Source organism: Berryella intestinalis, assembly GCF_000814825.1.
Taxonomy (GTDB): domain Bacteria; phylum Actinomycetota; class Coriobacteriia; order Coriobacteriales; family Eggerthellaceae; genus Berryella; species Berryella intestinalis.
The window spans coordinates 25,326-51,499 of sequence record NZ_CP009302.1; the positions used below are offsets into that span (position 1 = coordinate 25,326).

22 protein-coding genes and 1 tRNA gene are annotated in these 26,174 nt (G+C 62.7%); 18 read left to right on the forward strand and 5 right to left on the reverse strand.

Annotated features, from left to right (window positions below; translation table 11 throughout):
* Nucleotides 1–87 precede the first annotated feature (87 nt).
* A complete protein-coding gene (locus JI75_RS00095; protein WP_082019667.1) occupies nt 88–3,132 on the forward strand; it encodes a Cna B-type domain-containing protein in 3,045 nt (1,014 codons plus the stop codon).
* Between the two features lie 123 nt (nt 3,133–3,255).
* Here JI75_RS00095 and JI75_RS00100 read toward each other — a convergent pair whose 3' ends face one another.
* Nucleotides 3,256–3,930 (reverse strand): trimeric intracellular cation channel family protein, encoded by a 675-nt coding sequence (locus JI75_RS00100; protein WP_240993235.1) that lies wholly within the window; start codon nt 3,928–3,930, stop codon nt 3,256–3,258.
* Between the two features lie 208 nt (nt 3,931–4,138).
* Between JI75_RS00100 and JI75_RS00105 the strand changes: the two genes are divergently transcribed.
* The 17 genes from JI75_RS00105 to JI75_RS00185 all read left to right on the forward strand — a co-directional run bounded on the left by JI75_RS00105 (nt 4,139) and on the right by JI75_RS00185 (nt 22,676).
* Nucleotides 4,139–4,666: a hypothetical protein gene (locus JI75_RS00105; RefSeq protein ID WP_039687832.1), complete on the forward strand. Its 528-nt coding sequence runs from the start codon at nt 4,139–4,141 to the stop codon at nt 4,664–4,666.
* A gap of 351 nt (nt 4,667–5,017) precedes the next feature.
* Nucleotides 5,018–5,311, forward strand: a complete 294-nt coding sequence (rpsF, locus tag JI75_RS00110) for a 30S ribosomal protein S6 (protein WP_039687834.1) — start codon at nt 5,018–5,020, stop codon at nt 5,309–5,311.
* A 45-nt stretch (nt 5,312–5,356) separates the two neighbouring features.
* Nucleotides 5,357–5,800, forward strand: a complete 444-nt coding sequence (locus JI75_RS00115) for a single-stranded DNA-binding protein (protein WP_039687836.1) — start codon at nt 5,357–5,359, stop codon at nt 5,798–5,800.
* 25 nt (nt 5,801–5,825) lie between these two features.
* Nucleotides 5,826–6,086, forward strand: a complete 261-nt coding sequence (gene rpsR / locus JI75_RS00120; protein WP_039687838.1) for a 30S ribosomal protein S18 — start codon at nt 5,826–5,828, stop codon at nt 6,084–6,086.
* A gap of 14 nt (nt 6,087–6,100) precedes the next feature.
* The gene (gene rplI, locus JI75_RS00125) at nt 6,101–6,634 is read left to right on the forward strand and encodes a 50S ribosomal protein L9 (RefSeq protein ID WP_039687840.1); all 534 of its coding nucleotides are present in this window, start codon (nt 6,101–6,103) and stop codon (nt 6,632–6,634) included.
* A 241-nt stretch (nt 6,635–6,875) separates the two neighbouring features.
* The gene (dnaB, locus tag JI75_RS00130; RefSeq protein ID WP_039687842.1) at nt 6,876–8,288 is read left to right on the forward strand and encodes a replicative DNA helicase; all 1,413 of its coding nucleotides are present in this window, start codon (nt 6,876–6,878) and stop codon (nt 8,286–8,288) included.
* Nucleotides 8,289–8,297: 9 nt separating this feature from the next.
* The gene (locus JI75_RS00135) at nt 8,298–9,593 is read left to right on the forward strand and encodes a metallophosphoesterase family protein (RefSeq protein ID WP_039687844.1); all 1,296 of its coding nucleotides are present in this window, start codon (nt 8,298–8,300) and stop codon (nt 9,591–9,593) included.
* Nucleotides 9,590–11,794 carry an ATP-binding protein gene (locus JI75_RS00140; RefSeq protein WP_039687846.1) on the forward strand — a complete coding sequence of 735 codons (2,205 nt, stop codon included), beginning with the start codon at nt 9,590–9,592 and terminating at the stop codon, nt 11,792–11,794. The genes JI75_RS00135 and JI75_RS00140 overlap by 4 nt, the downstream gene beginning before the upstream one ends.
* Nucleotides 11,795–11,955: 161 nt before the next feature.
* A complete protein-coding gene (locus JI75_RS00145; protein ID WP_039687848.1) occupies nt 11,956–13,281 on the forward strand; it encodes an adenylosuccinate synthase in 1,326 nt (441 codons plus the stop codon).
* Nucleotides 13,282–13,323: 42 nt separating this feature from the next.
* A complete protein-coding gene (gene purD / locus JI75_RS00150; RefSeq protein WP_039687851.1) occupies nt 13,324–14,616 on the forward strand; it encodes a phosphoribosylamine--glycine ligase in 1,293 nt (430 codons plus the stop codon).
* Complete coding sequence (locus tag JI75_RS00155; protein WP_039687853.1) at nt 14,616–15,959, forward strand: coproporphyrinogen III oxidase family protein; 1,344 nt, start codon at nt 14,616–14,618, stop codon at nt 15,957–15,959. Before purD ends, JI75_RS00155 begins: the two co-directional genes overlap by 1 nt.
* 60 nt (nt 15,960–16,019) lie before the next feature.
* Nucleotides 16,020–16,095: transfer RNA gene (locus JI75_RS00160), tRNA-Phe, on the forward strand.
* A 342-nt stretch (nt 16,096–16,437) separates the two neighbouring features.
* Nucleotides 16,438–16,902: a 5-(carboxyamino)imidazole ribonucleotide mutase gene (gene purE, locus JI75_RS00165; RefSeq protein WP_039687855.1), complete on the forward strand. Its 465-nt coding sequence runs from the start codon at nt 16,438–16,440 to the stop codon at nt 16,900–16,902.
* Nucleotides 16,903–16,950: 48 nt separating this feature from the next.
* The gene (locus JI75_RS00170; RefSeq protein ID WP_039687857.1) at nt 16,951–18,912 is read left to right on the forward strand and encodes a thiamine pyrophosphate-dependent enzyme; all 1,962 of its coding nucleotides are present in this window, start codon (nt 16,951–16,953) and stop codon (nt 18,910–18,912) included.
* A gap of 6 nt (nt 18,913–18,918) precedes the next feature.
* Entirely contained in the window at nt 18,919–19,530 is a 612-nt protein-coding gene (locus JI75_RS00175) for an indolepyruvate oxidoreductase subunit beta (RefSeq protein ID WP_039687859.1), read from the forward strand.
* 84 nt (nt 19,531–19,614) lie between these two features.
* Nucleotides 19,615–20,850, forward strand: a complete 1,236-nt coding sequence (locus JI75_RS00180) for a phenylacetate--CoA ligase family protein (RefSeq protein WP_039687861.1) — start codon at nt 19,615–19,617, stop codon at nt 20,848–20,850.
* 182 nt (nt 20,851–21,032) lie between these two features.
* Nucleotides 21,033–22,676 (forward strand): Na+/H+ antiporter NhaC family protein, encoded by a 1,644-nt coding sequence (locus tag JI75_RS00185; protein ID WP_039687863.1) that lies wholly within the window; start codon nt 21,033–21,035, stop codon nt 22,674–22,676.
* Between the two features lie 51 nt (nt 22,677–22,727).
* Here JI75_RS00185 and JI75_RS00190 read toward each other — a convergent pair whose 3' ends face one another.
* The 4 genes from JI75_RS00190 to JI75_RS00205 are packed head-to-tail and all read right to left on the reverse strand — an operon-like array spanning nt 22,728 to nt 26,159.
* Nucleotides 22,728–23,516, reverse strand: a complete 789-nt coding sequence (locus JI75_RS00190; RefSeq protein ID WP_144299241.1) for a PIG-L family deacetylase — start codon at nt 23,514–23,516, stop codon at nt 22,728–22,730.
* A complete protein-coding gene (locus JI75_RS00195; RefSeq protein WP_052241459.1) occupies nt 23,506–23,742 on the reverse strand; it encodes an acyl carrier protein in 237 nt (78 codons plus the stop codon). The genes JI75_RS00190 and JI75_RS00195 overlap by 11 nt, the downstream gene beginning before the upstream one ends.
* Nucleotides 23,743–24,651 carry a GNAT family N-acetyltransferase gene (locus JI75_RS00200; RefSeq protein WP_039687867.1) on the reverse strand — a complete coding sequence of 303 codons (909 nt, stop codon included), beginning with the start codon at nt 24,649–24,651 and terminating at the stop codon, nt 23,743–23,745.
* A complete protein-coding gene (locus tag JI75_RS00205; protein WP_039687869.1) occupies nt 24,651–26,159 on the reverse strand; it encodes an amino acid adenylation domain-containing protein in 1,509 nt (502 codons plus the stop codon). Before JI75_RS00205 ends, JI75_RS00200 begins: the two co-directional genes overlap by 1 nt.
* Nucleotides 26,160–26,174 lie beyond the last annotated feature (15 nt).

Here is a 26,174-nt window from a genome sequence, read left to right on the forward strand (position 1 = left end):
AGCCGAGCAAGGTCACGCGCTCAAGGGTCGCCTGTGCCGCTTCGGTTGGATTCAACGGTTAGACGGCTACGGTAAAGGAAGGTAGAAATGCAGCTTAGTCGCACACGGAAGACGACGATGGGGGGAGTGCTCGCCGTTGTCGCGGTTATCCTCGCGCTGGTATGGAGCGCATCGTCGGCCCACGCCGCAGACCGCAAAGAGGTTTTCCTCGCGGATGGTCAGAGCAGCTACACATCGACTCAGGCAGACCTGAAGAAGGCCATCGCCGATGCTGGTTCGACCCCCACGCGGATCTATTTGGGCGCTGGCGATATGCTTATGTCGGAAACGATAGCGATTCCCAGCGGCGCCGACATCGAACTTTGCAGCTTTCAGGGCGAGACGCCCTGGGGAGAGAAGTCGTCCAGCTTGACGAGGGACGATAACTTTACCGGGGTTATGGTGAAGGTCGAGAAGGGGGCGAAGCTGACGCTGTCGAAGGCCGGCGCGGACATCGTGAAGGTCTTCTCCCGCGGCGAAACCGTGCCTGCGGGCAAGCCGACCATCCTGGTCGAGGGCTCGCTTGTCATGGAAGACGGTCGCATCTACGGGGCCAGGGAGCTGCGTGATACCGCGGTCGGCGCAGTGACCGTGAAAGGTTCTGCCGCTTCGTTCGTTATGAACGGCGGCGCAGTGACCGACAACAAACGGAATCAGAACCCCGGCTCCACCCAATACGGCGCCGGCAACATCGCGGTGACCGAAGGTGCGTCCTTCACCATGAACGGCGGCGAGGTGAGCAAGGGCTTCGGCAGCGCCGTGTCGGGCAGTTCGTACGGCGAGGCCGGCGGCCTTCTGGTCCATAACGGCGGACGCGCTGTTCTGAACGGCGGGTCGATCGCCGGCAACGGCGGCTTCGGCGGCGGCGTCGTCGTGTGGAACTGGATATACGGCGACAGGCTGAAGAACATGTCCGTCGACGATGCGAAGAAGGTTCGCTCGACGTTCGAGATCAACGGCGGCATGATCGAGAGGAACCGCGCCGGCTTCGGCGGCGGCGGGGTCCTGGTGTTCGGAAACGCGGCCGTTACCATGAACGCCGGCGAGATCAAGAACAACACCGCTCCCGCTGGCGGCGGCGTGAATGCGATGAACCTCTACACCTGGGGAGCCGACCAGACGTGGACTGAAATCGACGGAGAAGGCGGCGCGAGCGGCCTGTCCATCGAAGAGTACGCGCTTCGCCAGCCCGGTTCGTTCACCATGAACGGAGGTTACATCGAGGGCAATTCGGCATGGCGCACCGGCGCCGGTGTCAACATCGTTTCGAACGACGTCTACTTCAACGGCGGCGACATTGCCGGAAACGAGGCCTTCCAGCAGGGCGGCGGCGTATACGTGGCCACGAAGACCTACACCGCTCATTTCAAGAACACCCTGGTAACCGAGAACAGGGGCAACATCGGCGCCGGTATTTGGACTTGTCCGACCGGTAGCTTGACGCTCCATGTGACGAACGGCGGAGCGATCGTGCGAAACGAGGCCTCCAGCTTCGGTAACGACATCGCCCACGACAACCTTGGAAGCGTCGGTTCCCAGCCCATGGACCTTGCCGATAGGATTCTGGGCGGCGGATCGGTTCTGTACTATCGCGACGGCGGCGACGACCAGGCCGCAACTCGTTTCGACGCAGCAGCCCCGGGAGAGCCGGTTGTGCTGAAGGGCGCTCCTGAAGACAGACTGTCGGGTGAGGGTCTGCACGCCCTGGCCTCCGATGAGTCGGTTGCACTCGCCGAGTCGGTGGCGACGATGCTTATCCACGACAACACCTCGCCCCGCGGCGCGGGCGTCGGTTCGAACGGCCACCTGGTGTTCGGGACGGACCCAGTGTTCGACGCGGCTTTCGAGAAGAAGTGGAAAAACGAGTCCACGGGTGGCGAGCTTGGAGCCGGAGCCCCCGATACGGCGGTCGCGCGCCTTCAGCTGTATCGCGTTTTGGACGGGGAAGACACCCCCATCGACGCTATCGTTTTGGATAAGGACGGCAAGCGCACGAAGCTCGCCGAGACCATCGATCTGAACAAAGAGAATGGCTGGAAGTCCAAGATCATCGGATTGCCCGCCGAAGACGTCCGTTCCAAGCCCATCGAGTACAAGCTGGTCGAGGTCGATGATCAGGGCGATCCTCTGAAGAACGCCGACGGATCGCTCGTGTTCGAAAAGCGGTTCACGGCGAGCGACTTCGCAGGTGCGGCTGCTGCCGAGGCCGTGAAGGTGGTTAACCCCCTGAAAGACCTGACGATCGAGAAGTCATGGAAGATGGGGACCCTTCCGGCGCCCGAGAACCTGGTGACCGCAGACGAAGTGACTATGCGCGTGGTCAAGGCCGCTGACGGCTCTGTGGTGAGCGAGCTCAAGGTGAAGAAGGCCGATGGCTGGAAAGCCACGGTGGCCAACCTTCCCGTGTTCGACTTCGCGACGGGCAAGCGCGTCGACTACGCCGTTCAGGAAATCGGCAAAGACGGAGCGGTCCTGAAGACCGTGGACATCGACGAGGAAACCGGCGATAAGAGCCTGGTGGTTGGAGTCGAGAACCAGGTCGAACCGCCGACGGTGTCGCTGAAGATCACGAAGCTGTGGCAGACCGAGGGCGCTCCCGCCGACCCCAGCGCGATCGACAAGGATTCGGTGACCATCCAGGTTGTAGATAAGGCCACGCTGAAGGTGGTCAAGACGGTCGAGGTGAAGAAGTCCGAGGGCTGGATGGCCGTTGTAGAGGGGCTTCCCCTCTACACCGCGGGGACTTTCGATAAGGCCGACTATCTGGTTAGGGAGGTCGCTGCGGACGGCACCGTGCTGAAAGAGGTGGACGTGGATGAATCCGCGGCCAACCCGATGCTTTCCGTCTCCGTGGTGAACGAGGTCGTTCCTCCGACGCCTCCGACTCCGCCGGGACCTCCGACCCCGCCGACGCCTCCCACGCCGCCTGCTCCCCCGACCCCTCCCACCCCTCCGGCTCCCAACGAGCCCGGTAAGAAGGTGTTCGTGATGCCCGCTACGGGAGACGCCTCGGCACCGTTTGTCGCTGCGTTTGCAGTTGCCTGCCTGGGAGCCGGTCTGGCGATCGCCGGACTGCGCAGGCGCGTGAAATAACTCTCAAGCCGATCGCTCGCTCGCGGTTCAAAGATCCGAGCGGTCGGACCTACCGGCATCGAATCGAAGCGCGGACCCTGGTCGGTCCGCGCTTCTCGTATATTCGGCCACCTGTTCTTTCGGCTACTTGTCCCGCCTGCCGCCGAAAAACGAGTGCAGGTCGGATTGCGAAGGCGACTTTATGTCGTACCTCAGGGACAACCGCCGGCTGGCAACGGTGACGATCGTGCAGATCAGCGCCGGCCAAAAACCCACGAAGCCCAGAGACGAGGATGCGAGGTAGGCGATGGCGCCCAGTATGGCGCATACGGCGTAGAAGTTGCTTTTCTGGAAGATGCGCGGGACTTCACCCAGAAACACGTCGCGCAGCATGCCGCCGCCGACGCCGGTGAGCATTCCCAGAAGGATCACCGCCCAGGGGTCGAGTCCGTAGGCTATGGCCTTCCCCGATCCGGCGGCGACGTAGAGGGCCACCGAGAAGATGTCGATCCATTCGATGAGGCGGGGGCGCTTCTGGAAGGGCGAGCTGAGGAAGAACACCACCGCAGCGGTGACGGCCGAAGCGGGGATGGCGTAGCCGGTGCGCAGGATGTAGACGTCGCCCACCTGCATGATCATGTCGCGGAGCAGCCCTCCGCCCAGGCCGCACAGAAGCGCGAGCGCCATAGCCCCGATCAGATCGAGCTTTCTATCGACCGCGAAGAGGCTGCCGCCCAGCGATCCGATGACCACCGCCAAGAAGTCGAGGCTGAGCGCGACGAATTCCATCGAAGGCGCCGCCATGCTCGAAAGCAACATCAAATCCACGGTTGCCGCCTTTCAGCGCAAATGGGACGAATATGGTGCGAAGCGGCGTCGCGCTGGCGATACCGCGCCGACCGTAAGGATACCGTGAGAGCGCCGATAAGGACACTTCCTGGACTTTCCCGTTCGCGCCGTTTCCACGCAGACCGATCGGTCAAACTGATGAGACAACAGACGAGATCGCATACGACGGGAGCAGCCCATGGCAGACCGCACGGTTGAAAGCTACACGAAAGAGATTCCCGATATCCCCGAAGAACTCGAGCGCGTGCTGGTGTACATCCTGAACGAAGCGCGCGACAAAGTTGCCGCCGGCGAGGAGCTCACCCCATTCACCGCGCTTGCCATCAAGGACAAGCTGTTCCTCGAGTCGCATCCGGCCGACACCATCGAGGGGTGCTTCGCTGCGGCCGAGCATACGGTGCATCAGGCGAACGGCGCCGATGCGTATGGGTTTTGCTACGACGGGTACGTCGAGGTGGACGATCGGACCCTCGATGCGGTTATCGCCGAGGGTGGTATCCCGGGCGGCGGTTCGGGCCATGCGATCGGGTATGTGTACGAGGTTGATTCTACGGGCGCCGTCTCCTTCGAGTCCGAACCGACCTATATTGGGACGGCTCCGAACTTCATGATCCATGCAAGCGCGCATGCTTGGCCCGTGGAGGATGTCGAAAGCGCAGGTGAAACCCCCGATCAGATCGAGGGCGCGCCGGGTGCCGAAGAGTAAGGCGATGTGCAAGCGAAAAACCGTCGGTTCCCGGCGGTTTTTCTTATGCAGTCCGATGGGGAAGAAGAACCGCGCCCCGAAAGGCCGCGGCGTTTCAGTCGGGCCTTCGTTGGGGTTCGGGTGGTTTCTCGGTAGGTTTTCCGTTCACAATGCTTCTCGGGGATCGAGGGAATCCGTGGGTTTTCATCGAGTCCGCGCCCTTAGTTCGTGGTGATACCGTGTGCTCGTCCGAGCCGTTCGGCCCGTGCACCGCTGCTTTGGTTCTAGTTTGCTAGAATGAGCAGGTATTTTTTCCTGCCCCGGCGTCGCCTTCACCAGCCCGGGGCCGTACAGTCCAAAGGAGGTGAGCTGATGAAGGCTTATGAACTGCTGTTCTTTGTTGCGCCGACCACCGATGACGAGCATCGCGCCGGCGTCATGAAGCGCATCGAAACCACCATCACCGAGGGTAACGGAACTCTCGACAACGTTGATGAGTGGGGCAAACGCAAACTCGCTTACGAAATCAACGGTTTGACCGAGGGTGATTACACCCTCATCGATTTCCATGTCGATCCCCAGTGCATCGCCGAGCTCGATCGTGTTCTTCGCATCAACGACTCCGTCGTGCGTCACATGATCGTCGCCCGCACTGACCGCGACTAGAAATCGAATCGGCGCTTCGGCGCCGCATCGTAGAAGAGGTGGAAGATGAGCATCAACCGAGTAATCATCAGCGGAAACCTGACCCGCGACCCCGACCTGCGCTCGACCGCGACCGGCATGCCGGTCCTCGGTTTCGGCGTGGCGGTCAACGACCGCCGCAAGAACGCGCAGACCGGCGAGTGGGAGGATTACCCGAACTTCATCGACTGCACCATGTTCGGTGCTCGCGCCCAGAGCCTCTCGAACTACCTGAGCAAGGGCACGAAGGTCGCCATCGAGGGCAAGCTCCGCTGGAGCCAGTGGGAGCGCGACGGGCAGAAGCGCAGCAAGATCGAGGTCATTGTGGACGACCTGGAGTTCATGTCGTCGCGCGGCAGCGCCCCCATGGACGCCGCCCCCTCGATGCCCGCTTCGGCCGGCTATGCGCCCGCCCCGGCGGCTTCGCCGATGCCGCCCGCTTCTCCCTACGATGAGGACATTCCGTTTTAAGCGAATTTGAAAAGAGGTACTTCACATGGCTGAATATTCGAAACAGCCTCGTCGTAAGTACTGCCAGTTCTGCAAGGACAAGGCAGAGTACGTCGACTACAAAGATACGCAGCTTCTGCGTAAGTTCGTTACCGACCGAGGCAAAATCAAGCCCCGCCGCGTGACCGGCGCCTGCACCCAGCATCAGCGCGACATCGCCAATGCTGTGAAGCGCGCTCGCGAGATGGCTTTGATGCCCTACGCAGTCCCGGCCGTTAGCGGCCGCGGCGATCGTCGCAACCGCTAATCGAAGGAGGACTCATGAAGGTTATCCTGCTCAAAGAGCTTCCTGGCAAGGGCGGCGAGGGCGACGTCATCGACGTTGCGCGCGGCTTCGCCAACAACTTCCTGCTCACGCAGGGCTATGCGGTTCTGGCTACCAAGGGCAACCTGAAGCAGCTCGAGGACCGTCGCAAGAACATCGCCAAGCGCGAAGAGGTTCGCATCTCTACCGCCGAGGAGACCAAGGCTGCCCTCGAGAACGGCGAGATCACAATCGAGGCCAAGGTCGGTGACGAGGGCCAGCTGTTCGGCTCCATCACCTCCCAGATGATCGCCGACGCGATCAAGGCCGCCAAGGACCTCGAGGTCGATCGCCGTCGCATCGAGATCGCCAAGGCCATCAAGACGGTTGGCGCCCATGAGGTCAGCGTGTCGCTGTATCGCGAGATCCGCGCTGCCGTGGTCGTGAACGTGGTCGACGCCGAGGCTGCGCAGGCTCCCGTCGAAGAGCCCGCCGAGGAGGCTGTCGAGGCTCCGGCTGAGGAAGCCGCCGCCGAAGAGGCCGCTGAATAGCGCATCGCCCCGCCTTTGCGCGCGGGGAAACGGGGATGCGGCGCGTTTCGCATCCCCTGACGTTTTCAACGGCGAAAAGTTGTTGAAAACGTTGAAAACCCCTCTTTGCCCACGTGTGGGCGGAGGGGTTTTCCTTTTTGCCCGTTGAAAGCTATCGCGAGGCCATGTTGGTTGCGGATGGCGTTTCATCTGGGACGACGAATGGTTTAACATGGTCTCTCACCGACGGTAAGGATAGTACATGGCAGGTTTCAGCCCTCGACAGAACCCTGGATCGCCCGAGCAGTTCAACGATCCGCAGACCACCAAGACGGTTCCCCGCAACGACGATGCGGAGAAGTCGGTTTTGGCGGCCTGCATGCTGGATGCGGACGCGCTTGAGGAGATTCTGCTGAAGCTGACGCCCGAGAACTTCTATCGTCCTGCGCACCGAATCATCTATCAGGCAGTATGCGACCTAAACGCCCGTCGTATTCCCATAGACCAGATCTCTCTGGCCGACAACCTCAAAGCTAGCAACCAACTGGACGCCATCGGGGGGCGCACGTATCTGCTCGACCTCGCGGAGAACACGTTCGCGCTCACCAACTGGCAGAACCACGCCGATATCGTCAAGCGCACGTCTATCTTGCGCGATCTGATCTACGCGTCGGCTTCGATCACCGCCTTGGCGTACAACGCTCCCGATAATCTGGACGAAGTGGTCGAGGAAGCCGAGAAGACGCTGTTCAAGGTAACCGAGCAGCGCGTATCCTCGACGTTCAAGAAGATGGACGTGCTGCTGACCGAGGCGTTCGAGGAGATCGCCGCCCTCGCCGAGCAGGGGTCTCACATGGCGGGCGTGCCGACGGGCTTCACCGACGCCGACAATCTGTTCCACGGCCTGCGCGGCGGCGACCTCATCATCCTCGCCGCGCGCCCCGGCGTCGGCAAGACCTCGTTCGCCCTGAACCTGGCCGTGAACGCCTCGCTGGCAGGCACCGCCGTCGCCTTCTTCTCGCTGGAAATGAGCGCCTCTCAGCTGGTCCAGCGCATTCTGTGCTCGGAGGCGCGCGTGAGCCTCTCGAAGCTGCGCGGCGGGTACGTGACCGAGGCCGATTGGAGCGCCATCGCCGACGCCTCGAACCGCCTGTCGAACATCGAGCTCTACATCGACGACACGCCGGGTCTGTCTATTCTCGAAGCTCGGGCGAAGGCGCGCCGGGAACTGCGCGCTGCAGCGGGCAGGGGGCTTATCATCGTGGACTACCTGCAGCTCATGCAGCCTCCCCAAACCCGTCGTGATGGGAACCGCGCGGTCGAAGTCGCCGAGATCTCGCGTGGGCTGAAGATCCTCGCGAAGGAAATGGACATGCCGGTCATCGCGCTGTCCCAGCTCTCCCGTGCGGTCGAGATGCGCGCCCAGAAAAGACCGATGCTGTCCGACCTGCGCGAATCGGGTTCGATCGAGCAGGACGCCGACATCGTCATGTTCATCGACCGAAGCACGAACGAGCTGGAGGCCGAGCAGGAGGGCCGTCCCGACATGGGTATGGCCGAGCTCATCGTCGCGAAGCACCGAAACGGCGCCCAGGCCGATATCAAGCTGGCCTTCAACGCCGAATACACCAAGTTCATGAACTACATCGACGATTCTGCGGTCGTCGGTTACTAGGCGGTGGGCATGGCGCGCTCGATCACGTTCCTGCATACGGCCGACCTTCATTTCGGGGCGCCGTTCCGAGGTATCCGAAACCTATCGGAGACCTGGTCGGATCGGTTGCTGGAAGCTATCGGTTCTGCCTACGACACCGTGATCGACACGGCGATCAAGCGCGAGGTGGACTTCGTCGTCATCGCAGGCGATGTGTTCGACACCGCGCGCGCGTCGTACCGCGACTACCGCCGCTTTTTCGACGGCCTGCATCGTCTCGATCGAGCGGGCATCCCCGTCTACCTTTGCACGGGCAACCACGACCCCTACACTTCGTGGCAGGCCGATTTCGAGCGGCTTCCCCGCAACGCCGTGATGTTCGAGGCCGCCCACCCCAGTTTCGCGCTGTACGAACGCGACGGGGAAGCGCTGTGCCTGCTGGGAGGACGCAGCTACTTCAACCAAACCTGGCCCCGCGACCAGCGGATTTCCGAAGGGATCGACCGAGCGAACCTCGAACGGAACCTGGAGCGGCAGACGGGGCGCAGCGATCTGTCCCGTGCGCAGGTGCCGTTTTCGGTGGGGGTGGTCCACACGGGGCTGACCCTCGACCCGCTGAAGGCTCCGGAAAACCCACTCGACCTCATGGCCTGCGGAATCGATTACTGGGCCTGCGGACATATCCACAGCCGGTACGCCTACCCGTCGTGGTACGATCCGTCTATCGTCTTTCCCGGCTGCATTCAGGGCCGCGATGCGAACGAAACGGGGAGCCGAGGGTGCGTGCTGGTCACGCTTACCGAAGGCGCGCACAACCGCGTTGAGTTCGTCCCGACGGCTTCGATCGACTGGGAGCGTCTGAGCGTCGACGTTTCCTCAGCCGAAACGGTTTCCGACGTCGAGCGCCGCATCACCGAGGCCCTGTTCCGTGCAAACGGCCGAGCGCAGTGCTCGCGCATGATCGCGCGCGTCGAGCTGACGGGGACGACCGACCTTCACGGGCTGCTGTGCCAAGAGGATATTCTCGAGGACTTGCGGCTGCGTCTTTCCGACACCTACGACGAGTTCTTCGTCGATGCGTTGTCCAATCGCACTCGAAAGCCGCGCGATCTGGAGAGATCCGGCGGAGAAGCGCTGTTCGCAACCGAGTTCGCACGCGCTGCGGCCCGCCGCAGAGAGGACCTGCCTTCCTTGCGGGCCGAAATCGAAGAAGAGCTGGTTGCGCGCCGCCTGGGGCCCTCGGCTGCAAAGGCGCTGACCGACGAGCTGTGCGACGAGTCGATGAACCTTGTGTTGGATCTGCTTGATCGGGGGTCGCAGCGATGAGGCGCTTCCTTAAAGTCGCCCGTATCGCCGCGTTCGGCGGGGTGTACGGCAAGACCCTCGGCCCGTTCGGGCCGGGCTTGAACGTGGTGTACGGGCCGAACGAGGCGGGCAAGACGACGGCGGCCTCGTTTGTCAGGGGCGTGCTGTTCGGCTGGGATTCCGAGACGAAGACGCGCAACGGATACAAGCCCGAGCAGGGGGACCGCTCGGGCAGGCTGCTGTTCTCGCCGCGCCCGGCCGCTTCTGCGGACGCGCCCGGATCTGCGCTCCCTGCATCCTCCGCAGCCGATGCGGCAGGCTCCGGCGTGCCGATCGACCTGGAGATTTCGCGTACCAAGGGCTCGGGCGACCCCGAGGCGCCGGCGGGCGGCGACGTCGCCGAGATCCTGGGGGATATCGACCGCGATACGTACGAGACCGTGTTCGCGCTGAACGTCGATTCGCTTCATTCCCTGGCCAATGCCGATAACGTTGCTGCGCGGTTCCTCACGGCCGGGGCGGGAACGCAGACGAGTCCCGCAGAAGCGCTCGCCTTCGTAAACGAACGCATCGAGTCGTTCCGCTCGACGGCCGCTAAGAACGACCATTCGCTGGTGTCGCTGGCCGAGGAAGAGAAGAGGGCGCGCGCCGAGGTCGCCGAGGCGACCCAGCGCGCCGACGACGCCCGAAGCGCTGCGCGGAGGCTTGACGAGCTAGACGCCGAGCGTGCCGGCCTGGCCGAACAGGTTGCTGCGGAATCCGATCGCCTCGCGCGCATAAGCTCGCTGAAGGCGTCGGTAGAGCTGCTCGACCGGCAGATCGATCAGGCGCGGGATGCCGCATCCGATGCGAAGGTGCGCGTCGATTCGCTGCAGTTCTCGCTCGACGCGCTCTCGGAAAAACAGCGGCCGTTCCCGTTCGAGGGCGACCTGCGCATCGTTTTGGGCGAACTCGACGAAGCCGAGTCCGACCTGGCTCGGTCGGCTGACCGCATCGACGCCGCCCGCCAGGCCTTCGCAGAGGCGACCGCTCGGGACCAGTACGGCTCTTCGAAGCGCCCGTCCGAAGCTCCCCTCAAGACGTCCGACGCGCTGTGCGCTTTTGCGGCCGCGGCGATCGTCGCGCTGGCGGGCGTCGGGTCGGGCCTTATCTCCCAGCCTTTGCCCGCAGCTTTCGCCGGTGCCGCAGTGTTCGGAGCGGTTCTCGCGGCCCTGGTCGCCTCCCGCGTTCTGTCCACCCGGACGCGATCGGGCGCATCCTCGCCGGAAGGGGAGGGCCTCGACGCCGCGAGGGTGAGGTTCCAAGCTGCCGAAAACGAGCATGAGCGCTGCCTTCAAGAGGTGCGCGCGCGCCTTGACGGGCGGGGCCTCTCATGCGCCCAGGGGTCGCTTTCCTACGCGCGGGAGCTGGTTTTGGAGGCGATGCGCCTCGAGGAGGATCGGGCGCGCGTTCGGGATTCGCACGACGAGGCGTGCCAGGCCCTTGCATCGAACAGGGCGGTTCTGGATTCGCTGGCCTCCCGCCGCTCAGAGCTTCTGACGGATGCAGGCTTCGACGCCTCCGAATCCGCAGGCGACCTCGAGGCTGCGTTGCGAGCCTGCCGCAATTCCCACGACGCGATAGCCGACCGCCTGTCCCGCACGTCGCAGGAGCGCGGGTTTCTGGAGCGGGAGGTAGACGCGGCGCTGGCCGATGCGGACGCCGATCGGGCGAAGGTTCGTCACCAGCAGATCCGCACGCGTCGTGCCGAGTCGGAAACCGAGCTGGTCAAGCTGCTCGTGGCAAAAAAGATGCTCGAGGATGCGCTGCGCGTTTGGGGCGTAGCCAGCGAGCCGCGCCTGTACCGCGAGGCGTCGCGGCTGATGTCGCTGATGACTTCCGGCGCCTGGTGCACGATCCGCCCCACCGATCGGGGCGACGTTGCGGTGTGCGACGCCTACGGCATCGAACGGTCGGGCCGCAAGCTGTCTTTGGGTACCCGCCAGCAGATGTACCTGGCGCTTCGCATCGCGCTGCTTATGTGCGCCGACGACGTGGGCCGCTCTCTTCCCGTGCTGGCAGACGACATACTCGTCAACTTCGACGACCAGCGCCGAGAAGGGGCCGCCCGGGCTCTGGCCGAGCTTGCTCGCGTGCGGCAGGTCATCGTGTTCACCTGCCATAAAGAAGTGGTGGACTCTCTGGTGAGCGCCGATTCGTCTGCGATTCGCGTGGGCCTCTAATATAGAATGAACCCTGTGAGAAACGCGCCCGGCGCGCCTGCGTTCTGCGGGCGGGGTGCGTTTTCGTCCGGTTGGCTGGCCGCTTCGACGAAGCTGCCCGACAGAGCGCCCATGCGCTCTTAGACCCTGCATTCAGGCAGGCCTGAAAGGATGCGAGACCCATGACCAATACCGTTCTCGTCGGAGCCCAGTGGGGCGACGAGGGTAAGGGCAAAATCACCGACCTCATCGCGGCCGACTACGATTACGTCGTGCGCTACCAAGGCGGCAACAACGCCGGGCATACCGTCATCCATGGGGACACCAAGCTGGCTTTGCATCTCATGCCGTCCGGAGTCATGTACGAGGATTCGGTTCCGGTCATCGGAAACGGCGTCGTGGTCGATCCGGGCGTTCTCATCAAGGAAATGGCCATGCTCGAAACCGAGGGCGTCTCCTGCAAGAACCTCAAGATATCCTGCGATGCGCACGTTATCATGCCGTATCACAAAGACCTCGACGGGGCCGACGAGAAGCGCCTGGGCCAGAACAAGATCGGCACCACCAAGCGCGGGATCGGGCCCTGCTACCAGGACAAAGCGGCTCGCCGCGGCATCCGCTTCCAGGACCTGCTGGACGAAAAGATCTTCCGTTTGAAAATCGAGACGGCACTGTCGCAGGTCAATCCTATCTTGAAGAAGATCTACGGTCTGCACACCTACACGGTCGAGGAGATCTGCGAGGAATACCTGCCCTACGCGCGCATCCTGGGCCAGTACGTCACCGAAACGGCCCAGCTGCTCAACGACGCCCACCGTGCGGGGAAATCCATCCTGTTCGAGGGCGCCCAGGGAACCCTCCTCGATATCGATCACGGCACGTATCCGTATGTGACCTCGTCTTCCTGCTGTGCGGGAGGCGCTGCCACCGGCAGCGGCGTGGGGCCGAAGGTGATCGACCGCATCCTCGGCATCCAGAAAGCCTACGTCACGCGCGTCGGCAGCGGCCCGTTCCCCACCGAACAGCGCTTCCCCGAAGACGGCGGCACGGGGGAGGAGGCTCAGACTGGCGAGCTTCTGTGTGCGGCCGGCCACGAGTTCGGTGTGACCACGGGGCGCAAGCGCCGCTGCGGCTGGTTCGACGCGGTTATCGGGCGCTATGCGGTCGAGGTGAACAGCCTGACCGACATCGCGCTCACCAAGCTGGACGTCCTGTCGGAGTTCGACACCATCAAGGTGTGCGTTGCATATGAATGCAACGGCAAGCGCTACGACTATTTCCCCATGCAGCAAAGCGTTCTGTTCCACGCCAAGCCCATCTACGAAGAGCTTCCGGGATGGAAGGGCGTCGACATCACGGGCTGCCGCACGTTCGAGGAGCTGCCCGCCACGGCCCAGGCCTACGTGAAGCATCTTGAAGAGCTGGTGGGTGCGCGCATCAGCATCGTGGCCGTCGGGCCCGACCGCGATCAGACCATCATGCGCGGCTGGTACCGGGACGGCGAGTAGGGTTCGGAGTGCGGGTTGCCCGCCGATAGCGAAAGGGTTGCGATGAACATCTTGGTGCTGGGCAGCGGCGGTCGCGAGCATGCGCTGGCGTGGGCCATTGCGAAATCCCCCCTGACGGACACGCTGTTCGTTGCCCCGGGAAACGGCGGAACCGCCCAGATAGCGAAAAACGTTTCGAATCTGAACGCCGAATCGGGCGAAGAGGTGCTGGCCTTCGCCCGTGAAAACGACGTCGAGTTGGTGGTTATCGGCCCTGAGGCCCCGTTGGTGGCCGGCGTGGCCGACGCCGTGCGCGCCGGGGGGATCGCCGTGTTCGGCCCCGATGCGCAAGGCGCCCAGCTGGAAGGCTCGAAAACCTTCAGCAAAGAATTCATGGTGAGAAACGGCATCCCCACGGCCGGTTACGGCAGCTTCGACAACGCCCCGGACGCGCTCGCCTACGCGCGCGAACTGGGCGCGCCCCTGGTGGTGAAGGCCGACGGCTTGGCCGCCGGCAAGGGCGTGATCGTGGCGGATTCCCTGGATGCGGCGGAAGAGGCCATTCGCGATTGCTTCACCGGCGCCTTCGGCGCCGCAGGGTCGCGCGTGGTGGTGGAAGAGTGCCTGACCGGCCCCGAATGCTCGCTGCTGGCGTTCGTATCTGCGGGCGAGGCCCTGTGCATGTCCACGGCTCAGGACCACAAGCGCGCCTTCGACGGGGACGAGGGTCCCAACACGGGCGGTATGGGGTGCTATTCTCCCGTGCCCATCGTCGATCCCGACGAGCTGGCCGAGATGCAGCGCATCATGCAGCAGGCCGCCGAAGCCACCGCGCGCGAGTTCGCATGCGATTACCGCGGCGTTTTGTACGGCGGGTTCATGCTGACCCCCGAGGGGCCGAAGGTGCTGGAATTCAACGCGCGCTTCGGCGACCCTGAAACCCAGGTGGTCCTTCCGCGCCTTGAAAGCGACCTGGTGGAGGTTATGCTGGCTGTCGCCGAGGGGTGTCCGGGCGATATCGGCCTTTCGTGGTCCGACCGCTGGGCGTGCGGCGTGGTGCTGGCCAGTTCGGGGTATCCGGGCTCCTACGAGAAGGGCAAGGCCGTATCCGGCATCGAGGCCGCCGAGGCGCTGGACGGCGTCACGGTGTTCCACGCCGGTACGGCCGAGCGTCCCGATAGCGGTTTGGTAACGTCGGGCGGACGCGTTCTGTGCGTGACGGCGCTGGGCGATACATTTGAGAGCGCACGCGCCCAGGCCTACAAGGCCTGCGGCTTGATCGATTTCGAAGGAAAGCAGCTGCGCACCGATATTGGCTACCGTGCTTCTATCGGGCGATCTGCCTGGGGTAATTAATGCTATCTGAGCGACTTTTAAGCAAGGCCGTCCGCGAGGCGTCCAAGAACTACCTGAAGCTGTACCGCACGACCGACACCATGGTTCCCGCGCCGGATCCGAAAAAACAGTACATGCTGTACATGCACGTTCCCTTCTGCGAGCGTTTGTGCCCGTACTGCTCGTTCAACCGCTTCCCGTATCGCGAGGACCGTGCGCGCGAGTATTTCGCCAGCTTGCGCAAGGAAATGATGATGGTGAAAGAGCTGGGCTACGATTTCTCCAGCCTGTACGTGGGCGGAGGCACGCCCACCATCCTCATCGACGAGCTGTGCGAGACCATCGATTTGGCGCGCGAGACGTTCTCGATCACCGAGGTGTCTTCCGAGACGAATCCCAACCACCTCATCCCCAGCTATCTGGAGAAGCTGAAAGGACGCGTGCAGCGCCTTTCGGTGGGGGTTCAGAGCTTCGACAACGGCCTGCTCAAGCAGATGGACCGGTACGACAAATACGGTTCTGCGGAGGTCATCCTCGAGCGTGTCGGCCAGGCAGTGCCCTATTTCGCGTCGATGAACGTGGACATGATCTTCAACTTCCCCGCCCAAACCGAGGATATGCTGATCAACGACGTCGAGAGCGTCATGAAGTCGGGCGCGACCCAGACGACGTTCTACCCGCTGATGGCGTCTCCCGCCGTCGAGCGGTCGCTGGCGCGCACGGTGGGCAAGGTCGACTACGATCGCGAGCGCAAGTTCTACGAGATTCTCGACTACATGCTGACGGGAGGGAAGGATCCCCAGTTCAGCCACAGCAGCGCATGGACGTATAACCGCCACGACTACATGGAGGTGCTGCCCGGTCAGGAAAAGCAGGCCGGAGCCGACATGATCGACGAGTACGTCGTGCAGTTCGAAGAGTACCCTGCCATCGGATCGGGCGGCATTACGTATCTGGGCGACAGCCTGTACGTGAACACGTTCTCGGTCAAAGAATACAGCGAGGCCATCAACCGGGGGCACATGTCCATCATGGGCAAGACCGTGTTCAACGACCACGACCGCATGCGCTACCGCTTCCTTATGCAGCTGTTCGGGCTGAGGCTCGACAAGCGCCAATGGGAGCGCGATTTCGGCTGCACCGTGGAAAACGGCTTGCCGCTTGAGATGGCGTACATGTCTGCCGTGGGCGCGTTCGACCGCAACAACGACGACGAGATAACGTTGACATCGAAGGGCCGCTACATGGTGGTGGTCATGATGCGCCAGTTCTTCATCGGCGTGAACAATCTGCGCGACCAGGCGCGTGCGGCGCTTCCGGGGGAAGAGCGCGAGCTGCTGTTCGGCTCGGGTTGCGCGAAGTAGGCTTGACTGGGAGGACCCTCTTCCGCTAGAATGCCTACTTGCGCTGAAAGGCGCTTTGTTGGTCGGGTAGCTCAGTTGGTAGAGCAGCGGACTGAAAATCCGCGTGCCGAGGGTTCAAGTCCCCCTCCGACCACCATGATCTGAGCAGGGAGTTTTGTCTTTTACCAGATGAAACTCCCTTTTTGTTTCCATGCCTCCCGATAGCCGCCTAGGGCTACGTGCAATTCATGCAAGTTTCCGTGGTCATCGCATCCCGGTTGATTCAGGGGAGTTCGCCGCTGCTCTATCGGGCAGATTGCATGCGAGGATCCACGAGGTCAAAAGCGAGAATACACCTCCGCATATGAAGAACGGGGTGAAACTTTTCTGACGGTTGCCCCCTTGTTCGTTTCTTGAGCGGTTTTACCTTGGGGAAACGTCGCGCCAGCGCGGCTTTCCTATAATGAAATGATCGTTTCACCGTGGAAAGGAAGGTCGCATGGCCGTCGAGAACGCCCCGGTCGTGGGTATCATCATGGGATCCGAATCCGATATGCCGGCGATGCAGCCGTGCATGGACCAGCTGGACGCCTTCGGGGTGCCCTACGAGGTGAAGGTGGCCAGCGCCCACCGCAAACCAGCCGTCGTTCACGAGTGGGCCTCCACGGCGCACCAGCGCGGGATACGCGTGATCGTTGCGGCTGCGGGAAAGGCCGCTCATCTGGGAGGGGTTGTTGCCGCGTACACGCCTAATCCGGTTATCACGGTCCCTATGAAAACGTCTGACCTGGGAGGGCTCGACTCCCTTTTGTCCATGGTCCAGATGCCCTCGGGGGTTCCGGTGGCGTGCGTGGCCATCAACGGGGCGAAAAACGCCGCTATTCTGGCCGTCCAGATCTTGGGCGCAGGCGACGATGCGGCTCGCCGGCAGATCATCGATTTCAAGGAGAGCATGGCCCAGTAGCCGCTCTGGTGCCGATCGGGGGTGATCGGCTTGTTGTAAGGCGGGAACATGACGAAGCAACTGCTGATGGGCAACGAGGCGATGGCCGTCGCCGCCCTCGAAGCCGGCGTGAGGGTGGTCGCTGGGTACCCCGGCACCCCTTCGTCCGAGATCATCGAGACCATCGCGCGGCGTCGCGCAGAGGGGCTTGCGCACGGCGTCCACGTTGAGTGGTCGTCGAACGAGAAGGTGGCGCTCGAGGTGCTGGCCGGCGCTTCCGCCGCAGGTGCGCGGTGCCTGTTCACCTGCAAGCAGATGGGGCTGAACGTGGCTGCCGACCCCCTGATGTGCCTGAACTACGTGGGCGTGAAGGGCGGCATGGTGCTGGTGGTGGCTGACGACCCCGGCCCCATCTCCTCTCAGACCGAGCAGGACACGCGCCGCTTCGCCTCTTTCGCGAAGGTCCCCGTGCTGGACCCGGCCAACCCCGAACAGGCATATGCTATGGTCAAAGCCGCGTTCGAGCTCTCGGAACGTTACGGTACGCCCGTCATCGTGAGGCCCACCACGCGGGTCGATCACGCTTCCGCATTCTTCGAGGCGCCTGCCGAGACCTTTGCGCGCGAACCGATCGACGGGGGCTTCGTGCGCGATACCGAACGCTGGGTGATCTTCCCCAAGCGCTCCTACGAGGCGCACGGGCAGATCAACCGGCGCCTTGCCCTTATCGCGGATGAGTTTTCGGGAGCAGCGGGGCCATCGGGCGCAAAAGCTGCCGAGGTCGGGGCCGTTGGAGCTGCCGAAGCCGCGCGCTTCGCGTGCTTCAACCCCGTCGAAACTCAGGGCGAGAGCCCCTGCCTGGGAATACTTGCAGGGGGGACGAGCGCCGCGAATGCGCGCGAGGCCCTGCGCATCATCGCGTCGCGGGCGCAACGTGCGGGCTCGAGCGTTCCTTCTTATCGGTTCATGCAGGTGGGCACCCCGTACCCGTTTCCTGCGGAAGCGGTCGGACGATTCACCGAAGGGCTCGAGCGCATCTTGGTGCTCGAAGAGCTCGACCATGTGCTGGAAGACGAGCTGCTGCGTCTGTGCGGGCGCCAGCACGGGAGCTACGACGTGCTGGGAAAGCTCACCGGCTCGGCGCGCGACCGGGGGGAGAACGACGTCGACGACTTCGTTTCCCGCCTGACCGACTTCTTGGGGTTCGGCGTTTCCGGGGAGCGTGCGGATGATTCCGCTGCCGACCTGGGGATCGATCTTCCCTTGCGTCCGCCCGTGCTGTGCCCGGGGTGCCCGCACCGAGGGGCGTTCTATGCGGTGAAGCGCGCTTTGAAGAAGGTGCCGGCCGTGCAATGCGGGGATATCGGCTGTTACACGTTGGGAAACGCCCAACCGCTCGACGCTCTGGACACCTGCCTGTGCATGGGGGCGGGCGTGACCATGGCCCAAGGATTCGCGGTGGTCGAGCCCGACTGCAAAGCGATAGCCTACATCGGGGATTCGACGTTTTTCGCAAGCGGTCTGCCCGGATTGGCGAATGCCGCGTACAACGGCCACGATATCACGGTGGTGGTGCTGGACAACGCGACTACGGCCATGACCGGTTCCCAGCCCCATCCGGGGACGGGCGCGACTTTGATGGGCGAGCAGAGGGCCCCGCTGTCGATCGAAGACGAACTGCGGGCCAACGGGTTTTCATGCATTGAGCGCGCCGATCCGCTTGATCTGGGAGCTGCGACCGAAGCGGCGAGGCGGGCTATCGCTTACCCGGGTCCTTCGGCGGTTCTGTACGTTTCTCCCTGCATCCAGTTGGTCAAACCTGGTGACCCAGTGGTCATCGACGCGCAATCCTGCACGGGCTGCAAGAAGTGCATCACCGAAATCGGTTGCCCGGGCATCGCCTTCGACGCGCGCGCGGAAGGTCCGCGCAGCGGAAAGCGCGGTCAGGCCTTCATCGACCCCGACTTGTGCAACGGGTGCGGGCTGTGCGTGAGCGTATGTCCCTACGACAGCATCTCCGCGGGAAGGTAGGCCGTCATGCTGGATATTCTTCTGACGGGTGTCGGTGGCCAGGGGACGGTGCTGGCCGCCAAGATACTTGCCCAGGCCGCCCAGGCCAAGGGCTGGCACGTGCGCACGGCCGAGACCATCGGCATGGCTCAGCGCGGGGGCAACGTGGTGTCGCACGTGCGTATGGGCGACAAGGGCGAAGAGGTGTACGCGCCGCTTCTGAGCAGGAAGTCGGCCGATCTGATCGTCGCGTTCGAGCCGGCCGAGGCCGCGCGCGTGCTTCCGTACCTGGCCGACGACGGCATGCTGGTGACCGCGCGAACCTCCGTTCAGCCCGTTACCGCCTCTTTGAGCAGGGAACCTTACGATGGCGAGGCCGTTATCGGCCGTTTGGCCGAAGCCTTCTCGGCCGCTCCCGAGCGTTTGGAGACGGTGGACGACGCTGCGCTTGTGCGGCTGGTGGGAAGCAGGAAGGCCCTGAACACCATCCTGCTTTCGGTGGCGGTTCACCGTTCGAGGCTGCCCCTTGGCCCCGACGACCTCAAACGCGCCATCGAGGTGTGCGTGAAGCCCCGCTTCGTGAAGATGAACCAGGACGCGGTCGACGCGGTGATCGAAACGCTTCGGAAAAGCGACTAGGCTACTATGGTGGGGCCGCGGGTTCGCGCAAGCCTCGCGCTTTGCGCGGGCGCGGCCCATTCTTAGGAAGAGAGCAGGACGGATATGGATATGACCCCTCAACAGCTGACCACCGTGCTGGCGTCTTTCCAGACGCTCAAAGAGCGCTCGCCTTTCTACGCGAAGAAGTTCGAGGGCATCGACTTGCGGGATGTGAAGACGCTGGAGGATTTCCGCAAACTCCCCTTCACTGACAAGGGCGATCTGCGCGAAGCCTACCCGCTGGGGCTCGCTGCCGTGCCCGAGGAGAAGATCGTGCGCATCCATTCGTCCTCGGGGACGACCGGCACGCCCGTCATCATCCCCTACACCAAGAAGGATATCGAGGATTGGGCTATCCAGTTCGCGCGCTGCTACCAGTACGCGGGCGTCACGCCGCGCGACCGCGTGCAGATCACGCCCGGTTACGGGCTGTGGACCGCCGGCATCGGCTTCCAGGCGGGCGTCGAGCGACTGGGAGCCATGGCCGTGCCGCTGGGCCCGGGCAACACCGATAAGCAGTTGCAGATGATGATGGATATGAAGTCCACGGTTCTGTGCGCGACCAGCTCGTATGCGCTCCTGCTTGCCGAAGAGATCGAGCGGCGCGGAATCGGCGACAAGATCTGCCTGCGCAAGGGCATCATCGGATCCGAGCGCTGGGGCGAGAAGATGCGCGCCCGCATCGCCGGCGAGCTGGGGGTCGAGCTATACGACATCTACGGCCTCACCGAGGTGTACGGCCCCGGCATCGGCATCAACTGCCGCGCCGACAGCGCCATGCACATCTGGAGCGATTATGTGTATCTGGAGATCGTGGACCCGAAGACCGGCGAGCCGGTTCCCGACGGCCAGACCGGCGAGATCGTGCTCACCACGCTGCAGAAGGAAGGCGCCCCGCTGGTGCGTTTCCGTACTCACGACCTCAGCCGCATCGTCCCCGGTCCGTGCGAGTGCGGCAGCCCCCATCCGCGTATCGACATCATCACGGGGCGCACCGACGATATGGTAAAGGTCAAGGGCGTGAACATGTTCCCCGCCCAGATCGAGGAGGTCATCGCCTTCACGGACGGCACGTCGTCGGAATACCAGGTGATGATCGACCACATGATGGGTCACGACATCATGACGGTGTTCTTCGAGACTGAGGCGACGGGCGAGGATCGCGAGGCCGTCGAGCGCAACCTCGAGGCCATATTCAAGGCGAAGATCGGCATGACGCCGATCGCCAAAGGCGTGCCTGTCGGCGATTTGCCCCGTTCCGAGAAGAAGACGCGCCGCATCTTCGATAACCGCTACTAGGGGCGCCGCCCGCACCTGCGTCGGCCGCGCCTGCGTCGGGCGCTCCGGCTGCCTCGCGGGGCTTTCGGGCGCGCCGACATCGCGCTCGGGCAAAAGGTTGGGCGGCCAGCTCTGCGATGCAGGGTCGGTACCTTATACTAGCGAATGGATTTGCTTATACAGGGAAGTTGGAAGGGAACGTTATGGAAGGGTTCGACCTGATTGCAACAGGATTGTGGTCAATTCTGCCTCCGTTGTTGGCGCTGGGTCTCGCGCTGATCACCAAGGAGGTGTATTCCTCGCTGACCATCGGCGTGCTCTCCGGGCTGCTGATCTACACGTTTTCCGCTGACGGGCCGGGCGTGTCGCAGGCCATAGGCGCATTCACCATGCTTCCACAGCTGATGGCCACGCAGATTTCAAGCAACGCCGCGCTCATCTTGTTCCTGGCGCTGCTGGGAGCCTTGGTGGTGGTCATCGCCATCGCGGGCGGATCGCGCGCGTACGCCGAGTTCGTCGCCACGCGCGTGAAGAACGCGAAGATGGCCCAACTTCTCAGTGCGGTGCTGGGCATCATCATCTTCGTGGACGACTATTTCAACTGCCTTACCGTGGGCGCCGTGATGCGTCCCGTGACGGACCGGTTCCGCGTGAGCCACGAGAAGCTCGCGTGGATCATCGACTCGACGGCCGCCCCCGTCTGCATCATCGCCCCGGTCTCTTCGTGGGCCGTCGCGATCGGCGGATACATGGGCGAAGACGGGTTCAGCACCTTCGTGGCGTCTATCCCGTACAACTTCTATGCGCTGCTCACCATCTTCTTCGTGTTCTACATGATCATCACCGCCACCGAGTTCGGCCCGATGCGCGAGGCCCAGATGGCCGCCGCCGAGGGGCGCGAGGTTCGGCTGAGCATGACGGGTGCTTTGAAGAAGGCGTCCTCGATGGGGATCGACGGCAAGTCCGATGACGAACTGGCGGGTCGTCCCGAGGTTCCTGCCGTGGTCACCGAAGAGGCGGACATCGATTGCGCGGCCCAGGCGGCTTCCGAGGCTTACAAGGGCCTGAACGTTTCCGATAAGGGGCGCGTGTACGACCTGGTTATTCCCATTATCGCGCTGATCATCTTCTCTATCGTGGGAATGCTGTTTGTCGGCGGGTTCTTCGAAGGCGTCGATTTCGCCACCGCTGTTGGCGAGGATCCCATTTCGGGACTGTGCATCGGCGTGGTGGTGGCCCTGTGCGTCGCTGCCGCGATGTTCCTTCCGCGGGGGCTGACCACCCTGTCGGGGTTCACCGAGGGGATCTCGGAGGGCGTGCGCTCGATGGTGGGTGCGATTATGATCCTGGTTCTTGCCTGGTCGCTGGGCGGTGTGTGCCGCTACATGATCGGCACCGGCGAGTTCGTGTCCAGCTTCCTTACCAGCATCGGGGCGAGCCTGGCGCTGCTTCCCGCCATCATATTCCTGGTGGCGGCGTTCATTGCGTTTGCGATGGGCACGTCTTGGGGCACGGTGGCGCTTATCCTTCCCATCGTGCTGGGCGTGTTTCCGGCGGACAACCCGCTGTTCCTGGTTGCGATCGGCGCAACGCTGGGCGGGGCTGTGTACGGCGATCATGTATCTCCCATTTCCGACACGACCATCCTGTCCTCGACGGGCGCGCAGTGCAACCATCTGCGTCATGTGTCTACCCAGCTTCCGTACGCGACGCTGGTCATGGTGGTGTGCTTCATCGGGTACCTGATGGCAGGGTTCACGATGAGCCCGTGGCCGTCGCTGGTGTTCGGCCTGGCGGTTCTGGCGGTGGCGGTTCCCGTTCTGGGGAAGCGCTCGGCGGCTCGGTAGAGGGCTGCAGCAGAAAAGCACCGAAGGCGGTCGCACCGCGCGGCCGCCTTTTTATCGCGGGGCTCGGTAAAAGTAGTTGTTCCAATCGCCGGTTACCTGCGGAAATAGAGGGGATGCGCTGTGCCAGGCAACTGCGAACTGCCGGCGGGAAGGTCGCCAGCGCCGATAGGCCTTCGCAGCTTTGCGCAGCACGCCGAGCTCCGTTTGGTTGGGCACAAGTGCCTTGAAATCGATATGCGGAGCAGCGTTCTTGAAAAGCTGCAGGTAATACGGGTCGGCGTAGTAGATGAGTTCGGTTATCTTCCCGCTTTCGAAAAGTATGCGCGCCCCGTTTCCGAGCGCATGGTGATCCGAGTGATACACGTCGCTGTAGCCGGGGGCGTTCGGGTCGTACAGCGGGCAGTCGATGGGAACCTCGGTGCAGACGACGGCCTCGGGTAGCGTGGACAGGTAGTCGCGGATGATCTCGCTTGCCAGATCAGGCGAGAGGCTGCCATCGACGGCGCGATTTGGGGCGATATGGACATTGTTCGGACGTACTCCCAAAAGCTCGCATCCCGTGCGGAATTCCCCGTCTCTGATTCCGATGAATTCCTGTACTGAGATATCGTAGCGGTGCCTGCCGAAATGGATGCGTCGCCCTTTTCCCAATTCGGGAAGGTAGCAGCGTTTTCCGCTTCCCAGTTGGTTGCGCGTGTCGTCCAGGCTGCCATCGGTGCACAGCACCACGTGCACGTCGTGGGTTTGCGAGGCCCTGAGAATGGCCAGACCGAACGTCAGGTATTCGTCGTCTTGATGGGGGACGAAGAACACCATCGGCTTCGGTTCGCTAGTTCTCACCTTGCGCCTTCTTAAGGAATGCAGCCATCGCCTCGATGCTGCTGAAGTTTTCGGGCGTGATGTAGGAAACGTCGATCGAAGCGCCGACGGCTTCCTCGAAATCGGCCACGAGCGTGACGATGTCGAGGGAATCCAGGGCTCCTTCTTCAATAAGGCCGTCGCTGTTCAGAGCCGAGGGATTGACGTTTTCGACTATTTGCTTAATCTGCTCGGTTGAAATTTCCATCTATATCCCTTTCGTCAACTCGACAGCTCTTCGGCCATCGAACCGGTAACCAAGGTCATCGTACAAGGCCAGCGCGGGTTCGTTCGCGTCGTTTACCCAGAGGAAGCGGGTTTTCACGTCTAGGGGCAGGTTTTCAAGATAGCGGCGGACCAGCATGCGGGCGTATCCGCAGCCGCGAGCGCTGTCCTCGACGTAAAGGTGCTTGAGTTCGCTGGCAGCCCCCGACCGGCTCCAATGCAGGAAGGCGACGGGGCTTTCTGAGGCGTCTCGTATGCAGTAAACCCTGCCTGACGAGAGGATGTCGCGCAGCTCCCGATCGGTTGGAATGTAGTCGCAGAACGGATCGAAGCCCTTTTCGAGCATTCGGCTTATGGATGCTGCATCAGAAACGCTTGCGATCTCGATGAGTGACGAGGCATCAAAACCGCGGCCGTTTTCGGACTCGCCGGGTTGGTTGTTGCGCACGGTGGGCCGCAGCGAGAGCCGCCGGCTGATGCGGATGATCGAAAAGCCGCATCGTTCGAGAAAATCGACCGATGCGCGTGCGGCGCCGGGAATATTTTCACCTGTGGATTTCGCAGAGAAGGGGATCTCTGCCATCAGAGGCTCTTCTCGGGGTTCGGCGAGCATGTCGAGGGCCGCCTTGTCCGGCACCTCGCTGTAGGCCGCCTCTTTCCGCAGGAAGTGGATCTGGGTGAACCCGTCGCGCCGCTCGAAGAATATCAAGGTGGTTTCGTCGGCAGCGAAGCTCAGAGCTCCTTCGATGACGAGGGGTTCGACCCTGTTCGGCATAAGGTAGCAGTTACCGTAGGCACCTCCCGTGGCGCTTTCCTTAAAAGCTCTCATGATCTCGAAAAACTCTTGAAGCGATGCTACAGGGGAAGGGTTTTTGCCCGCGACGCCGACCATCAGAGCATTTCCTTCAGTTTCGCACGGTCGATTTTGCCGTTCGCATTCAAGGGAAGGCTGTCGATGATCGCGATGGAAGCGGGAATCATGTAGCGCGGCAGCCTGTCGCGCAGGTCGTTTCTCAGGGACGCCTTGTCGACCGAACCGCTTGCGAACAGCACGATCTTGCTTTCCGGGGCGTTGAACAGACAGCAGCATCGCTCGACACCGGGGGCGGCTGAAGCGGCGGTTTCGATCTCGCCCAGCTCTATCCTTCGCCCTCCCAGTTTGATCTGGAAGTCTTTCCGGGACGAGAAGACAAGCTCGCCCAGTTCGTTGTAATAAGCCAGGTCCCCGGTGCGGTAGATAGTGTCGGGTATGTGGGGGTTGCAGGGGTTCTGGGTGAAGACCTCTGCGGTTTTCTCGGGTGCTCCGTAGTACCCGCGGGCGAGGCAGGCCCCTTTTATGCAGAGTTCGCCGATCCTCTCCGGTTCGGTGACCAGCTTATCGTGCTCATCCAGCAGGAGGAACTCCGTATTGCGTCGCGCTGCCCCCATAGGGAGGGGTTCGTCGTCGCTGAAGGCGCGATCCACGGCGAAAAATCCGCAGGCCACCGTTGCTTCCGTCGGACCGTAGAGATTTGCGAAGAATGATTCGGGAAACGCCCTCCTCCACTGATTGAGCTGCTTGTTGGGCATGACCTCGCCGCAGAACAAAATGGTTTCCAGGTCGGGAAGGTCTCCTCCCTCCAGTCCCTTCAGGTTCGCGACGTGCACGAGTGCCGAGGGAACCCAGTAGATCGTGTTCACGCCGCTGTTCCGCATATGCTCGAACAAGGGTGCGGGGAACGCGAACAGCTCGGGAGGGATGATGTGGGCTCGGCCTCCGCAGCGCAGTGCGGAGTAGATATCGAGCACCGAGTTATCGAAATAGAAGGGCGCTTGGTTTCCCAGGACCGTCTCGGCGGACAGGCCGAAGGTGGAGGTGGTCCACTCGACGAAATCGATCACCGAGCCGTGCGAGACGGCGACTCCCTTGGGGACGCCGGTTGAGCCTGATGTGAACAGCACGTAAAGAAGGTCGGTACTGATGATAGAGCGTTCAGCGCGCTCAAGCTCGCTTGGGTCGGCCAAGGGCTCAGAATCGATCTCGGACAGATCGATGATATCCCCGTTGTATCCGGCTGCGCCCAGACGGTCCTTGAGTTTTCCATCGCTGATGACGAGGCTTGGCTCGAGGGTGGAAAAGATCGATTCGATCCTGCGCGCAGGCATGCTTATTTCGATGGGAGAGTAGAAGTTTCCGCTGCGCATCACGCCGAGGAAGGCCTCGAGGCACTCGACTGTCTTGTCGAGGAAGATCACCACCGGCTGCTTCGATAGCTTTCGGGCAAGCACGGCCCGTGCGATTCGGGAGGTGGACTCGTCGGCTTGCGCATACGTAACGGCCTTCCGTTCGTCTGAGAACAGCACTCTCTCGGGCCTGGCTCGAAGTGACGATTTGAAGAGATCGATCGCGGTCGTTTGCATATACCAGCCCCGTTT